11 protein-coding genes, 1 tRNA gene and 1 pseudogene are annotated in these 15,708 nt (G+C 62.1%); 6 read left to right on the top strand and 7 right to left on the bottom strand.

Annotated elements, in window-relative coordinates; all coding sequences use genetic code 11:
• Together NBT82_RS07705 and NBT82_RS07700 are read right to left on the bottom strand one after the other, a co-directional pair.
• On the bottom strand, positions 1-1,284 hold the full coding sequence (locus tag NBT82_RS07705) for an amidohydrolase (RefSeq protein ID WP_251330957.1): 1,284 nt from the start codon (positions 1,282-1,284) through the stop codon (positions 1-3).
• A 55-nt stretch (positions 1,285-1,339) separates the two neighbouring features.
• A pseudogene (locus NBT82_RS07700) lies at positions 1,340-1,977 on the bottom strand (IS6 family transposase).
• A gap of 97 nt (positions 1,978-2,074) precedes the next feature.
• Here NBT82_RS07700 and NBT82_RS07695 point away from each other — a divergent pair.
• The 5 genes from NBT82_RS07695 to NBT82_RS07675 all read left to right on the top strand — a co-directional run bounded on the left by NBT82_RS07695 (position 2,075) and on the right by NBT82_RS07675 (position 7,726).
• A complete protein-coding gene (locus NBT82_RS07695) occupies positions 2,075-3,703 on the top strand; it encodes a type II/IV secretion system ATPase subunit (RefSeq protein ID WP_251330956.1) in 1,629 nt (542 codons plus the stop codon).
• Positions 3,700-5,793 carry a type II secretion system F family protein gene (locus NBT82_RS07690; RefSeq protein ID WP_251330955.1) on the top strand — a complete coding sequence of 698 codons (2,094 nt, stop codon included), beginning with the start codon at positions 3,700-3,702 and terminating at the stop codon, positions 5,791-5,793. The genes NBT82_RS07695 and NBT82_RS07690 overlap by 4 nt, the downstream gene beginning before the upstream one ends.
• A 74-nt stretch (positions 5,794-5,867) precedes the next feature.
• Positions 5,868-6,506, top strand: a complete 639-nt coding sequence (locus NBT82_RS07685; RefSeq protein WP_251330954.1) for a class I SAM-dependent methyltransferase — start codon at positions 5,868-5,870, stop codon at positions 6,504-6,506.
• A gap of 65 nt (positions 6,507-6,571) precedes the next feature.
• Positions 6,572-7,609: an NAD(P)/FAD-dependent oxidoreductase gene (locus NBT82_RS07680; protein ID WP_251330953.1), complete on the top strand. Its 1,038-nt coding sequence runs from the start codon at positions 6,572-6,574 to the stop codon at positions 7,607-7,609.
• 46 nt (positions 7,610-7,655) lie between these two features.
• A tRNA-Gly gene (locus tag NBT82_RS07675) sits at positions 7,656-7,726 on the top strand.
• A 794-nt stretch (positions 7,727-8,520) separates the two neighbouring features.
• On the opposite strand, the gene NBT82_RS07670 is transcribed toward NBT82_RS07675, so the two are convergent.
• The 5 genes from NBT82_RS07670 to NBT82_RS07650 form a co-directional block, all read right to left on the bottom strand.
• On the bottom strand, positions 8,521-9,402 hold the full coding sequence (locus NBT82_RS07670; RefSeq protein ID WP_251330952.1) for a bile acid:sodium symporter: 882 nt from the start codon (positions 9,400-9,402) through the stop codon (positions 8,521-8,523).
• 244 nt (positions 9,403-9,646) lie between these two features.
• Positions 9,647-10,630 carry an ABC transporter permease gene (locus NBT82_RS07665; RefSeq protein ID WP_251330951.1) on the bottom strand — a complete coding sequence of 328 codons (984 nt, stop codon included), beginning with the start codon at positions 10,628-10,630 and terminating at the stop codon, positions 9,647-9,649.
• Positions 10,627-11,631 carry an ABC transporter ATP-binding protein gene (locus NBT82_RS07660; RefSeq protein ID WP_251330950.1) on the bottom strand — a complete coding sequence of 335 codons (1,005 nt, stop codon included), beginning with the start codon at positions 11,629-11,631 and terminating at the stop codon, positions 10,627-10,629. The genes NBT82_RS07665 and NBT82_RS07660 overlap by 4 nt, the downstream gene beginning before the upstream one ends.
• Before the next feature lie 25 nt (positions 11,632-11,656).
• Complete coding sequence (locus tag NBT82_RS07655) at positions 11,657-12,715, bottom strand: ABC transporter ATP-binding protein (protein WP_251330949.1); 1,059 nt, start codon at positions 12,713-12,715, stop codon at positions 11,657-11,659.
• On the bottom strand, positions 12,712-13,323 hold the full coding sequence (locus NBT82_RS07650; protein WP_251330948.1) for an ABC transporter permease: 612 nt from the start codon (positions 13,321-13,323) through the stop codon (positions 12,712-12,714). The genes NBT82_RS07655 and NBT82_RS07650 overlap by 4 nt, the downstream gene beginning before the upstream one ends.
• A 705-nt stretch (positions 13,324-14,028) precedes the next feature.
• Here NBT82_RS07650 and NBT82_RS07645 point away from each other — a divergent pair.
• A complete protein-coding gene (locus tag NBT82_RS07645; protein WP_251330947.1) occupies positions 14,029-15,666 on the top strand; it encodes an ABC transporter substrate-binding protein in 1,638 nt (545 codons plus the stop codon).
• Positions 15,667-15,708: the final 42 nt, after the last annotated feature.

Here is a 15,708-nt window from a genome sequence, read left to right as displayed (position 1 = left end):
TCAGGGCTGCTCCCTGCCGATCCGTTCGATCGTTTCCGACAGCACGTCGATACCGATCCGAATCGTCTCCTCGTCTACGTCGAAGGTTGGGGTGTGGTGACCGCCGGGGTGATCGGTGCCAACACAGACGTACGAGGCGAGACCGCCCTGCTCCTGTACCCGCCGCATCAGGAAGGTGGCGTCCTCGCTCCCGCCGAGGCTGTCCCGTTCGAGGATCGAATCGATGCCCGACGTGTCGGCGGCGACCGACGACACCACGTCCACGAGCGCCGCGTCACTCTCGCCGCCCGGCGCGCGGCCCTGGTACTCCACCTCGACCTCGCAGTCGTGCATTTCGGCGGCCGACCGGAGGATCCGACCCGCGTGGTCGTCCATGTACTCCATCAGTTCGGTCGTCTCGCCGCGTACCTCTCCCTCGATGAACGCCTCCTCCGGGACGATGTTCGAGGCGGTGCCGCCGCCGACCAGGCCGGCGTTGACGCGCGTGGCGCCGTCGTGGTGTCGCGGGACCGCATAGAGGTTCTGGATGGCCGTCGCCATCGCCTGGACCGCGTTCCGGCCGCGCTCCGGATGCCCGCCGGCGTGGGCCGTCTCGCCCGAGAACTCGGCGCGGAAGTGACTCACCGCGAGGAACCCGTCGACGCCGGCGACCACCTCGCCGGTGGGGTGATCGAGGCCGACGTGGAGCGCGAGGAGGTACTCCACGTCGTCGAGGTGACCGCTCTCGGACATCGGTTCGCCGCCCGCGATGGTCTCCTCGCTGGGCTGGAAGAACACCTTGAGCGTCCCCGCGAAGTCGCTCGCGGCGACGGCGTCGAGGACGCCGACCCCGACGGTCGCGTGGGCGTCGTGCCCGCAGGCGTGCATGTATCCCTCGTTCTCGGAGCGAAAGCCCTCCGCGGCGGGTCGGTGCGACGCCTCGTCGGACTCCGTGATCGGGAGGGCGTCGATGTCGACCCGGAGACCGACGGTCGGCCCGTCGCCCCGGCGAAGGACGGCCACGGCACCGGTGTGCCCGCCGTCGAGGCGGTCGACGACGTCCCGTCTGGCGCCGGCGGCGACCGCTCGCTCGCGCCACTCGTCGAGTTCGGCATCGTCGGGGACGCCGCGCCGGTCCTCGGCCAAGACTTCGGGACCGACGTGGAGTTCGTCGAGGTTGCGCCTCTCGAGTTCGTCGACGAGACGGGCAGTGGTGTAGAACTCCCGCCAGCCCGGTTCGGGGTGGCGATGCAGGTCACGACGCAGGTTCCGAAGCGATTCGTGGTCGGGGCCATCGAGGCTCATGCTCGACCGATGGCCCGCAGGTGGTATAAGTGGTCGGCCGATGTGACGGGTCGCGTTAACTTTGGCGTGAGTTGTGCTGGACGGCGAGGGCTTGGAGCCACGATTCTGCTGTCTGCGGTTCGACATGGTTGAAAGTCATTGTAAACGAGGAAGTTTGTCGTTATATGTTCAAAAAGATACGTTCGATAGCATTCCGATTCCCGTGTGAAATCAGCTGGAATCGGTACCCGTCTTCGTCGAGGACATTCACTACATGATCGGCGTCGTCAACGAGAAATTCGACGCCATCTAGCCGATATCGCCGATGCAGCTCGGACAAAAACCATCGCGTCGTCTGTTTCGTCGTCGCCGGAAACAGCCTAAAATGCAAGATTTCGTTTGTTTGGGGATCGATGGCACTGTACAGCCAGTAGTCGTCGCCGTTGACGCGGATCACTTTCTCGTCGACCGCGAGCTGATCCGCACTCATCATCGACATCGGCTGTAGATCGGCCTTGTGTTCCCAGTTGTGAACAGCGACGTGACTGCGTTTGGCTCCCAACTCATCGAGAAACTGACTTAAATATCTCGTTGACATACCGCGAGATGACACCGGATGCCCACTTGAATCGCCCACTCGGGAGTCCGCTTTCGCTCCACAAACGACAAGTCGATCCACTCGATACGTCCGTTGAGGCGGTCGAATTCTGCCATAAGCACTCGGAACTCGTCCGCCTCATCCTCTAACTTAACGCGACCGATCACGTCGGGCGCACGTTTAAGTCAGTGCCTCGCTTAGCGCCCACGAACGATGTCAGGGGACGCGGCGTCGGGAGCCGACGGGACGCTCGGCGAACTCCGACGGCGAGTCGTCCGAACCTACGAGATGCTCCGCGGGTCGACCATCGATGCGCGCCCGTTCCGTCCGGGCGAGGACGGACCGCTCGCGACGTTCGACCCCCCGTCGGGTCACGAGGAACTCGACCGCTACTGGGTGAACGCGCCGTTCGCGTACGTCGTCATCACCCGTAATACCGAGGAGAGCGAGCACCGCTATCACGCGGTCGAACCGAATCTCGACTCCTTCGAGTCGGGATTGCTCGAACGGATCCGCGAGGACATACGCGACCCGCTGTTGTTTCGAGCCGAGGACGAACCGACCGAAGAGACGGTCCTCGAAGGAGAACTCGAGTCCCTGCTGGAGGAGTACGGTGTCGACGTGGACATGCACACGTTCCACAAGCTTCGGTACTATCTGATTCGTGACTTCAACGGATTCGGCCGACTCGATCCCCTCATGCACGACGGGCACATCGAGGACGTGTCGTGTGACGGGTACGGCCTGCCGATCTTCGTCTATCACGACCAGTACACGGACGTGGCGACGAACGTCGTCTTCGAGGATCCTGACGAACTCGACAACTACGTCGTCAGACTCGCTCAGCAGTCGGGGCGTCACATCAGTGTCGGTGATCCCGTCGTCGGGACGACGCTGCCGGACGGCTCCCGGGTCGAACTCGCCCTCGGCGAGGAGGTGACCCCGCGTGGCTCGGCCTTTACCATTCGCCAGTACGCCGACGACCCCTTCACGCCGATCGACCTCATCGAGTACGGCACCTTCAACGTCGAACAGATGGCGTACCTGTGGCTCGCCATCGAGAACAACAAGTCGCTCATCTTCGCGGGCGGCACGGCGTCGGGCAAGACTACCTCGATGAACGCGGTGTCGATGTTCGTCCCGCCGCGCTCGAAAGTGCTCTCCATCGAGGACACCCGCGAACTCTCGCTGTATCACGACAACTGGCTCTCCAGTGTCACCCGCGAGCGCCTCCACGAGGGTGCCGACATCGACATGTACGACCTGTTGCGGTCGGCGCTCCGACATCGCCCGGAGTACATCATCGTCGGCGAGGTGCGCGGCGACGAGGCCGTCACCCTCTTTCAGGCGATGAACACCGGACACACAACCTTCTCGACGATGCACGCCGACAGCATCGAGACGGTGATCAACCGGCTGGAGAACGAACCGATCAACGTCCCCCGGGCGATGATTCAGTCGCTCGACTTGCTCTGTGTCCAGCGACTCACCCGTCTGGAGGGCGAGCGGGTGCGTCGGTCCAACGCGATCAGCGAAATCGGCGGCATCGACCAGCGAACCGGCGAACTCGACTACTCCAACGCCTTCACCTGGGACGCCGACACGGACACCTTCGACCGAGAGAACAGTTCGCTCCTCGACGAGATTCAGGATGATCGCGGTTGGTCCCGAACGCGCCTGCTCGAAGAGCTTCGCGACCGCCGTCGCTTCCTCACCGCTCTCCGGGATCAGGGGATCACCGACTACCGACAGTTCACCGCGCTCGTCAACGAGTACTACGCCGACTCCGACCGGGTGCTCGAACGCGTGGACCGACTGGTCGACGAGGGGCCCGGCGCGTGATCGCACATCTGGTACCGCTCGTCGTCGTCGCGATCATCGGCCTCCCGGTCTTGCTCTCTCCGGTGAGCCGTCGGGCGGATCTGCTCGTCTCCCGGCTGGCCGTCCCGATCTTCGGGGACTACGTGGGTCGGAGTTCCCGACGATCCTGGCAGCTGTCCCGGTTGCGGGCCACCCACGTCGGCACCACCCACCGCGTGTTCGCCTCCCGGACGCTCCTCATCAGCGGCCTCGCGGGCGTCGTCGGCGCCATCCTCGGGGTGTACGTCGCCGTCTGGCTGGTCGATCTCTTCTCGATCAGCCGGGCGGCCATCCTAGGGGTGGTGCCGCCGCCGCTTTCCTTTCTCGCCGGGCTGACGCGCCTGCAGGATCTGACCTTGCTCGGCCTGTTCGTCCTCTTTCTGTTCTTCGGGGCGACGGTGGGATCGACGCTGGCACTTGGAACCTACTGGGCGCGGTGGACGTATCTCGATCAGTTGGCCGAGGCCCGTGCGAGTGAGATCGAAGCGACGCTCCCCCGAACGATCGCCTTCGTCTACGCGCTCTCGCGGAGCGGTATGCCCTTTCCGACGGTCTTGGAGACGCTCGCCAACAACGACGACATCTACGGCGAGGCCGCCCGGGAGGTCGGAGTCGCCGTACGGGACATGAACGCGTTCTCGACGGATATCCTGACCGCCCTCCGTCACACCGCCGACCGGACGCCCAGCGAGGGGTTGGAGGAGTTCTCGGACAACCTCGCGAGCGTGCTCGGTAGCGGGCGCAACCTCTCGACGTTCCTCCGCGAGCAGTACGAGCGGTACCAGGAAGAAGCCGAGGCCCAGCAAGAGCAGTATCTCGAACTCGTCTCCACGTTCGCCGAGATATACGTGACCGTCCTGGTCGCCGGTCCGCTCTTTCTCATCACCGTCCTCGTCGTCATTGGTCTCGTCATCGAGAATACGGTCACTATCGTCCGCATCATCGGGTACGCGGGCATCCCTCTCGCCTCCGCGGCGTTCGTCGTCTACATCGATAGCCTCACCCAGCACGACACCGCGCTGACGAACGTCCGCGACGACGTCGCCGGGACGGTCGGCGACGACGCGACGGGGGGGCGACCGTCGACGCCACTCTCCGACGGCGGGGCGGCGGTCGTGGGGCAGCGACGGAACGTCGAACGCCTCGCGGCCTACGACCGGTTCCGGACGGTCCGCGAGTGGCTGCGCGAGCCGACACGGAGCGTGCTCGAACGGCCCTGGATCAGTTTCGTCGTGACCGTTCCGCTCGGTCTGGGCTGGGTGCTGTATCGGTCCGTTCCGATCCCCCTCGGACCGTCGGCGCTGGGGACGCTCGATCATCCGGTCATCGAGGCCACGGTGGTCGTCATGGCCATCTTCGCCATTCTCCACGAGACGCACAAGCGCCGGGTTCGGCGCCTCGAACGCGCCGTGCCGGACTTCCTCGATCGTCTGGCGAGCGTCAACGAGGCTGGGATGACCGTCGTCGAGAGCATCGAACGCGTGGCCGGCACCGACCTCGGCGGCCTCGAAGACGAGGTGAACCGCACCTGGCGGGATATCCGCTGGGGCGCGGACGCCGGGACTGCGCTCCGCCGACTCGCCGTCCGGACCCGCGCCCGGATGGTCACCCAAGCCGTCACGCTCATCACCAACGCCATGGACGCGAGCGGCGACATCGCGCCGGTGCTCCGCATCGCCGCCGACGAGGCCCAGGACACCCGCCGTCTCCGCCGCGAGCGCCGTCAGGAGATGCTCACCTACATCCTTGTGATCTACATTTCGGTGTTCGTCTTCCTCGGAATCATCGCCGCGCTGACCGTCGCGTTCATCCCTGCCGTACAGCAGGCGGCCGGAACGTCGGCGGCGACGCCGTCGAACGCGCCGAGCGCCGGAGTGACCGCTGCCTTCGCCGGCACCGACGTGAACACCGACGCCTACGAACTGCTCTTTTTCCACCTCTCCGCCATCCAGGCGGTCTGTTCCGGGATCATCGCCGGACAGCTCGCCGAGGGTGGAATCGCCGACGGCGTCAAGCACGCGGCGGGACTGCTCGCGTTGACCTACCTCGTGTTCGCGCTCGTGTTGCTCTGATCGGGTGACCGGGGCGATGCGGTCGACGCGGCCGACGCGGCGGTCTTATGACCGTTCGGACACTGAGAGCCCGTATGGACCACCCGGACCCACGGCAGACGTACGACCGTATCGCGACTCACTTCGCCGCGACGCGGGAGTACCCGTGGCCGGAAGTCGAGGGGTTCGTCGCCGACAGGGAGGCGGCCGCCCTGGGGCTCGATGTCGGGTGCGGGAACGCCCGTCACGCCGAAGTGCTCGACACCGTCGCCCAGCGCGTACTCGCGCTTGACGTCAGCCGGGGGCTGCTGGAAACCGCCCGCGAGCGGCGGACAACACGGGGCTTCGACGCCCATCTCCTCCAGGCTGACGCGGCCCACCTCCCCGTTCGCCCCGATCGCGTCGGTCTCGCGGTGTACGTCGCGACGCTGCATCACCTTCACCCGCGGACGACCCGCGTCGCTAGCCTCGACGAACTCGCGCGCGTCCTCGCGCCGACGGGCCGCGCGCTCGTCGGCGTCTGGAGCACGACTCACGACCGCTTCGACGCGACGACCGGATTCGACACGACGGTCGACTGGACGCTCCCGGACGGCGAGACCGTTCCGCGGTATTACCACATCTACGATCCCGACGAGTTCGCGGCCGACCTGGAGGCGAGCGACCTCCTCGTCCACGAACGATTCGAATCGAGCGGGAACGGCTACGCGGTCGTCGGTCCGCCGGAGACGTAGTGGTCTGGACGGCGGGGCGCACAGACGTGATGGACTTAACCTTTCGGCGTCGAAAGTGTGTCACGATGACCGACACAGACGACTACGACGTGGCCGTCGTCGGTGGGGGGCCGGCCGGTCTGACCGCCGCCCTCTACACCACGCGGCTCGGACAGGATACCGTCGTCGTGGACCGCGGCGGAGGCCGCGCGGCGATGATGCAGGAGACACACAACGTCATCGGCGTCACCGAGGACGTCTCCGGCTTCGAGTTCCTCCAAACTGCACGCGAACAGGTACAGGCCTACGGCGCGACCTATCATCGGGGGTTCGTCTCCGAAATCGATCGCCGTCCGGAGGGTGACCGGGCGTTCTCCCTGGCGGTCGACGACGCGACCGTCGACGCGGATCGGGTCGTCCTCGCGACAGGGTTCTCGGATGCGAGACCCGACCCGCCGCTCCCCCCGACGGGCCGGGGACTCCACTACTGTCTCCACTGTGATGCGTACATGTTCGTCGACGAATCGGTGTACGTGATGGGCCACGGCGACAGCGCCGCCTACGTCGCCATGATCATGTTGAACTTCACCGACGAGGTCGACCTCCTCACCCGGGGGGACGACCCCACGTGGAGCGAAGAGACCGACCGCATGCTCCGCGCTCATCCCGTCGACGTGATCCACGAGGAGATCACGGGGATGAACCGCGGGGCGGACGGCTGGCTGGAGAGCTTCGAGTTCGCGGATGGGACCGTCCGCGAGTACCGCGGCGGCTTCCCAATGTACGGCTCCGAGTACAACAGCGACCTCGCGGCCGACCTCGACTGTGACCTGAACGACGACGGCACCGTCGTCGTCGACGACCACGGTCGGACCAGCGTCGACGGCGTCTACGCCGTCGGCGACCTCGTGCAGGGCCACAACCAGATTCCCGTCGCCATGGGTCAGGGCGCCAAAGCCGGCATCGCGATCCACATGGATCTCCGTCCGTTTCCGCGAAGCGTCGCGGAGATCGAAACACAGGGCGCAGTCGAGGCCGACGAGGTACCGGCGATGTCGGCGTCGCTCCGCGAAACGGCACGCTCGTTCCGGGAGGAGACGGTGGAGTCGCCCGCCGACGACTGAGGACAAACGTAACTGCCTTATCCTACGATCCTGAATCGTTATCTGGGCGCCGGTGGTCTAGTGGTAGGACCTGAGCCTTCCAAGCTCATGGCCCGGGTTCAAATCCCGGCCGGCGCACTACGACCTTTTACTGCGCTCGCTTCGCTCGCTTGTAAAAGCTCGATCAAAAGCCTGCGAGCCTCCCTTCGGTCGGCTCTTGGCCCGCTCGCTCACTCCGTTCGCTCGCGGGACTCCCGGCCGGCGCAACGAGGTGCGGAGCGAGCAGGAACGTCTCGGCGTGGTTCGACTCCCGACCAGCGTAGACGCCTTTCGTGTGGTTCGTTCGATCACTCGCAATACCCTTCGATCCCCGTGGTCCGTTCGCCAACGGACCGGAAGCGCTCATGCGAGTTTGGGAGTCGAGCGGGCGTTTCGTCTTCCAACTAAGTACCAGATTGAAATATAAAACAGAATACTGATGTCTTTTCGAGAGAAGACTCGGCACGTCCCCCATCCGGCATCATGAACGGAACACGGTCAGACTGAACTGCCGAAGTATCTCGGTTCCGACTGACCGTGCTACCGACTGTACGCTACCATCGATAGGACACATCTGGAGTAGTATCGGACAGAGTAGTGGACGCTACGCCATAAATATCGCGAGAAAGCGATATTTGTCGCATCCACGTTGCTCGTCGATACCCTCGCCAGTCCGGAGCCACATCGAGACGGCACCACTCCAGGGTTCGGAGTGGACACCCCGGAATTACCACTCCACCTGAATACTGAAGATATGATATATCTATCAAATAATATTTTTCTGACTATTCGAACACGGCGCTCCCGAGGGGAGACCCGGGGATCGAACCACACGCCGTCCCGACCGGGCGGATGCAGTCCCGGGGTGAGAGAGCATGCACGCCCTCCGACGCCTAGAGATCGGACACCATGGCAGAGATGACTTGCTGGAACACATAGTAGAACACGATCGTGGTCACGACCAACGGCCCCGTGTAGGTGACCGACACCGAGACGGTGATCCCCAAATTCTTCAGATTGGTGATGAAGAACAGAGAGACGGCTTCGCCGTAGGACAGGTCCAACGCGTATTTGAGGAGCAGAACCAAGAGCGCCCCGAGGGCCACCAGAAGCGTCGAGATAGCGAACACGCGAGCGAACCACCGGGGAGAGATCCCCGAAATCTCGCTCCCGCTGATCGAGATATATATCAACGACATGATAGCCGCCGAGGTCGAGACGTCCATCGCCCTCTTCGAGACCCACCCCTCGGGAACCCCAACGTGTAACAGGGCCCCCCCACCCAGAATGATCGCCAGGTTGGTGAGGATCGATAGCGTGGGGACGCCACCCGAATTTGAGAGGAGGTGGCCCAACAGAATCGGCGTGACGACCGGTGCGAGAAATAGGGACGTGATAGATGCTGCCGTCGAGAACTGGACTTCCCCGTCGGACAGTCGCGTCCACACGATCGCGCTCCCTGCGGTGGTCGGCGCGGCGAGCATGATCGCGAACCCGGTTCTCGTTCCCCCGGAGAGGAGGAGATCGACGATGTACATCCCGAGTACTGGCAGGACGCCGTACGAGAGGAGTAAGAACAGTAACAGCAGTTCCCAGTACGACCCGATCGTGGACGAGTTGGAATCGGTATCCCGAAACGAGCTATACACTAGGAAGATCACGAGCGGCGTGATCAATGGACGGAGTTGGGTTCCGAGTTTGGGGACCAGGACCCCTGCTCCGACAGCAAGCAGTACGATCACGACGTTCTTGCCGCGATAAACTAATGAGAGCAACTGTCTACTGAGCCGACCGAAGCGTTCGAGCGAGATCAGTACTCCAGTTCGATAGAGGTTCGTCGGAACCGAAGCGGGTTACACACTGTCCCCCGACAGGTGTCCCGGGATCCGGGAGGAAGGCGGCGATTTCGTGGGTGCCGTCTTCCGTTCGCCGCCGGAGTTCGTTTCGGTCCTCTCGAACGGTCGGCGACCCGTCGCGAAACTTTCCGACCGTCTCGGCCAATCGGTATGCGTGGATCATCTACTGATCTACTGCCACCCGCGGATCGATCCGTGCGTACAGCACGTCCACTGCGAAGTTCGCAAAGATGACGAACGCAGCGATGACGACGAACACGAACTGAACCACCGGGAAGTCCCGGGCCAAGACGGAATTGACCAACGCGTATCCGATACCTGGCCAGTTGAAGACGGTCTCGACGAGAACGAGGCCGCCGATCGCTCTGGTCATCGTCGCGGGATACACCGTGATGACCGGGAGGCTGGCGTGCTTGGCAATGTTCGCCATGCGCTGGGTCTTCGGCATCCCGGTCATGCGGTTGTAGAAAGAGAAATCCTCCCCCATCGTCTCGACGACGCTCGTTCGCATGATCAGCGACGGGATGAACAGATATCGCAGCACGATCGTCCCGAAGGGGAGGATGTAATGCCAGAGGAAGTCCCGAGTCAAGTAGATACCGTACCAAGTGGAGGCACCGCTCATGGTTTCGGACGACACCATCCCCGAGATCGGGAAGATCCCGAGCCAACTGGCCAACGTGATGAGAAGCACGATGGACAGGAAGAACTCCGGGAAGGAGCCGACGGCAATGACCGGAATGAGCCCGTATTCTTCGATCTTGCTGTCGTTGTAATACCCCAGTATCGTGCCGAACACGCCACCGAGTACGTAGGCCAGCGTCAGTGCTGGTGCTGCGAGGATGAACGTATTGAATATTCGGGTCTTGACGTACTCCCACACCGGGATCTGGAACTGTAGCGACGTTCCGGCGTCGAGGGTGAACATGTTGATCATGAAGCGCCAGTACTGCACGTGAATCGGATCGTTGAGTCCCCAGCGCTCCCTGAATGCGTTCAGCGCTTCCTGTGAGGCACCGCCGAGCGTCATCATGCTCGTGATATCGCCCGGCATCAGCCGAAACAGCAGAAAGATCGCGCTCGCGCTGATCCAGAGCATGACCAGCGACTGGAGCGTGCGCTTGAGATAGTAACGCAGCGAACTCATAGGTCCACCTCCCCGTCCATCCGTTTCGTCCGGGCGTCGTGATCATAACAGAGGTGGCACGCGACGCTGTGATCCGGGTCCGTCTCCACGTATTCCGGCGTGGTTCCACACACGTCCATCTCCTCGGGGCACCGGTCCCTGAAGCGACAGCCCTCCCCGAGATCGATGGGATCCCTCGGTGAGCCGTGGACGTCCGGATGCTCCCGTTCGTGTGTCGGATCCGGCACCGGTATCGAGGAGATGAGCGCCTGCGAGTAGGGATGTTTCGGCTCGGACAGCAACGTCTCCGTGGGCGCCGACTCGACGATCCGACCCAGATACATCACCTTGATCACGTCTGCAACGTAGGAGACGGTGGATACGTCGTGGGAGATGTACAGCATCGAGATATCCTTCGTCTCGATCAGTTTCTTCAACTTCTGTAGGATCGCGGCTTGTGTGGAGACGTCGAGCATCGAGACCGGTTCGTCGGCAAGGATGACATCCGGGTCGAGGACCAACGCTCTCGCGATCGAGACTCGCTGTCGTTCCCCGCCACTCAACTGTCCGGGAAACCGATCGATGTACTTCTCGACGGGGTTGAGTTCCACCTCCTCGAGTACCTCCCGAATCCGCTGCTCTTTGTCCGACATCTTGTGGACCTTGAGCGGCTGTGTCAGCGTCGATCTGACCGTTTTCTTCGGATCAAGCGAATTGAACGGGTCCTGGAAGATCATCTGTACGTTCCGTCGGAACTCCTTCCAGTCGGAGTCGACGAACCCACCGGTGTCACGTCCCTTGTAGAACAACCGCCCGCCCGTGTGATCGTGCAGTCCCATCAGCGTCTTCAACAGCGTCGATTTCCCGCATCCACTCTCGCCGATGATCGCCTTCGACTCGTTCTCGTTGAGTTCGAACGACACCCCGTCGACCGCCTGTACCGGTGGCTTCTCCTTGCGAAACGCGATTTCCTTGATACTCCGTTTCTGTTCGAAGTGCTTTTCGAGGCCGCGAAGTTCCAACAACGGTGGTTTCGACGACATTGGATTAGGGGTTGAACGAATCTTCCATCTCTACCGGTTCGGTCGCTTGGCGTTCCGAGCGGTACTCCTGATAGGCGGTCTCTCCGTGGAAGCAGTGGATTCGGTGGGACTGTTGGTCGTCCTCCTCGACGACGGTCTCCGGCGGGGCTTCGTTTCGGCATTCCTCGGTGGCCCAGGGACACCGATCCACGAAGCTACAGAAGTCCGTCTCACCCAACATCTCCGGCGGGTGACCGTCGATGATCTCCAGATCCTGTTTCGGGTACCGGATGTCCGGGAACGCGTTCTGGAACAGGAGTGCGTACGGGTGGCGTGGATTCCCGTGCACCTCCTCGACCGTGCCGATCTCGGCCATCTGACCGGCGTGCATCAGCGCCATGCTGTCACACGACTCGAAGATGATGCTGATATCGTGTGTGACGACGATCGCACTCGTCTCCGACTGATCGCGAAGTGACGTCAGATACTGGAATATCTGATCCTGCATGAGTACGTCGAGTGCCGTCGTCGGCTCGTCGGCGATGATGAGTTCCGGGTCGAGAAAGAGTGCGAGGGCGATGATCGCACGCTGTTGCATCCCACCGGAGAACTGGTGTGGATAGTCGTGGATGCGGCTTTCCTGAATTCCGACCAACTCGAACATCTCTTTGAACCGTTCTAGCGCCTCGTCCTCGGAGAGATCACTATTCCGGGACGCGATATCGATGGCCTGATCGCTCACTCGCTTGAGCGGGTCGAGACTGTTCATGGAGCTCTGTGGGATCCAGGAAATTTCGTTCCACCTGATGTGTTCGTTTAACTCCCGCTCGGACATGTCGTGGACCGGATGTTCCTTGTAGTATATCTCGCCCGAGGCGACCTGGCCGTTCGAATCCAGTCCTCCCATTATCGCTTTGATGATGGTACTCTTCCCCGACCCGGACTCGCCGGCCAGACCGAAATACTCCGCCTCGTCGACGGTAAAGGAGACGTCCGAAACGGCCGTAATCGTCCCTCGGTCGGTTTCGTACTCGATGGTCAGGTCACGGACATCGAGCAGCGCTCCCGACGCGGACTCGCTCATACCACAACACCGCCCGAACTGTCGCCCTCGTTCGAGAGGTCCTCGAATTTCCGCCCGATCATGAACGTCGACAGCACGGTGAACGAAATCAGGAGTCCCGGCGGGACGGACCACCACCACGCTTCGGCGATGTATCCCGTGTCGTAGACGTTCCGAATCATGATCCCCCAACTGGGAACGAACGGATCCGTGATCCCCAGGAAGGCCAGACTGGACTGCACCAGTATCGTGTATCCGATACCCCACGCGAAGAAGAAAATCGCCATTGGTGCGATGTTCGGCAGGATGTTTTCCAAAATAATACGGGAATCGCTCGCTCCGGTAGCCTTCGTGGCCTGGATGAACGGGTAGTTCTTGATCTGGAGGACCTGCGATCTGATCACGCGAGCGCTGGATCTCCACAACAACAGACCGAGAACGAGGATCGAGGAGTAGAAGCCGATCCCCAGAATCGAGATGATGACGACCGCCGACGGAATGACCGGAACGGCGTATACGAAGTCGGTGACTCGCATCAACAGATTCCCGACTGTCCCACCGACGTATCCAGCAGTAACGCCGATGGCGAGGCCGATACCCGCGATCATCGTCCCGCCGATGAGTCCCACTAATACGGTCGGTCCCACGCCGACCAACAGCCGTGAGAGCACGTCGTTCCCCCTCCAGGTGGTTCCCAACGGATGCTCAGGCGACGGTGGCGCCAACTGCTTTATTTCGCCACTGTCGGTTCGGACCGGCTGATCGGGTTCGTAGGGCGCAAGGGACGGTCCCACTACGGCAGTGATCAACAGCAGCCCGAGGAACCCGGTGTAAATCCAGATCGATCTATCACTGAAGATCGTTTTCGATGTGTTGTACAGCTGACGCAGGTACGGCTGCTCCGAAATCAGCCGGGTAGCGTTTTCGTACAAATTGGTGTTCGACAGCGAACTCATCTCTTCACTCGAAGAGGCAGTTCGATGGGTTAAAAGCTTGTTGTTGTGCCAAATACCATGAAACATGGATGGTCTTCGCGAGAATATGCGGATGAATGTTTACTACATAGTCACGAATATAGATTCGGCTTTGTGGTTATTCTGGTGGCATATGGATATGAAAATACACCTAATATTGTCTTGATCCAACGATTTATGTATCATGATGGGGCTACGGGATAACGTCGGTAAATGAGCGACACAACCGAGACGATCAACCGGAGACGGTTGATACAAGCTATTGGTACCGCATCAGCCGTCGGGCTCGCCGGATGTGGCGGCGGTGGTGGAGGGGACGGCGGTTCGTCCTCCGGTGACTTGGGCGAACGAGTACCCGAAGTGACGAACGAGTATTGGTCCGACTACGGCGGATTTACCACGATTCAGGAGAACATGTCGGCGATCATCGAGCGCAACGCCGACGACGTTCTCGGCGTGAGCATCGACAGCGTCGGCAAAGGAATCAACACCCAACTCGACGAGACGTTCAACGACGAGCGGAACGCGGAAATCACGTTCTTCTGGTACGTGAACGGTTTCTATCGGCTCGATCCACAGGAGCTCACTCGGTGGTTCGCTGCCGACAACGCCGGCGCGAACGGGCGGGCGAACGTGGCCAACTGGGCGAACTGCGAGTACACCGAGGCGGCCCTGGCCCAGGAGTCGGCGCCCACCGAGGATCAGCGACGGGAGGACGTCTACCAGAGCCAGGAGATCATCTCCGATGCCTGCGTGCCGATCGCACTGACGCCGAACGTCGACATCGGCGCGTGGCGAACCGACGAGATCGAGGCACAGGGCATCGACGATGCAGGCGTTACGCGGACGAACGCGAACTTCTTCATCGAAATGGAGTCGCTCACGGACCGTGAACGGATCGGCATCGGCGTCGACCCGATCATGTTCGAGACGCGGAACTACCTGACACAGACCGCAGGTAACCCGAGTGCGCCGTGGGAGGTCCAGCTCCATTCGCCGCTGCTCTGGTACAACGAGTCGTACGAACTCGAAAACTATCTGGCTGAAAGTTACGAAGTGACCGAAGAAGGTGAGCGAATCACGTTCCAGATCCTAGACGACGCGACGTTCCACAACGGAGATCCCGTCACCGCGGAGGACGTCAAGTTCACGTTCGAACAGTTGGTTCGCGGTGCCGAGGCCGGCGTCTACCCCAAACCGAGCCTGCCACCGTACGAGAGTATCAACGCCGTCGACGAAAAAACGGTCGAGTTCAACTTCTCCGAGCCGTACCTCCTCTTTCTCTCGGCGATCGCACCGCGCTGGGGGATCCTGCACAAGGAGACCTGGGAGGCCGGCGGGGCAGTCGAGAACCCGGGTGGCTTCGAGTTCGAGAACGTGGTTGGCTCCGGCCCCTACCAGTTCGTCGACAGCGAAGCGGGGTCGTACATGGAGTGGGAACCGTACGAAGACCACCCCGTCGACGTCCCCGACAAGAACCTGTACTGGCGCGCCTACCGCGACGAAACCACGATGATCGAGGCGCTGGACAACAACGAAATTCAGGTGCTTCCGGAGGTCTCACCGGGCGGTGCCTCACGCACCAGCGAGATGAGTGACGTCGAGGCGTACTACGCCGACGGGTTCCTGAGTTTCGTGCTGTATCCGCAAGCCAGCTTCGCCCCCGGGAAGTTCGAGGCGTTCAGGAAGGCACTGGCCGCCAGCATCGATCGTCAGCAGCTGAGCGACATCGCCTATCAGGGGGAGGCCGACCCCGAACTCTACGCGAACCACTTCATGCCCTCTCACCCGTGGCGAGCCCCCGACGACCGACTGTATCAGATGGCCGACGACCCCACGGGAAGTCCCGAGATGGCGACCTCGATTCTGGAAGACGCCGGCTGGGGATGGGATTCCGACGGTAACCTCCATTACCCGCCGGATGCGGATCTCTCACCCGTGTGGCCGCAGGGCGAAGAGCCCTCCGCCGAGGACTTCCCCTGTCTTTCCGACGTCTAAACGGCCACTCCGGTTTTCACCCCCTCGATCGTCCGATACCCC

Source organism: Haloplanus sp. HW8-1 (assembly GCF_023703795.1).
GTDB classification, from domain to species: domain Archaea; phylum Halobacteriota; class Halobacteria; order Halobacteriales; family Haloferacaceae; genus Haloplanus; species Haloplanus pelagicus.
Note: the sequence above shows the minus strand (reverse complement) of the source record. Positions and strands in the feature narration are given on the sequence as shown.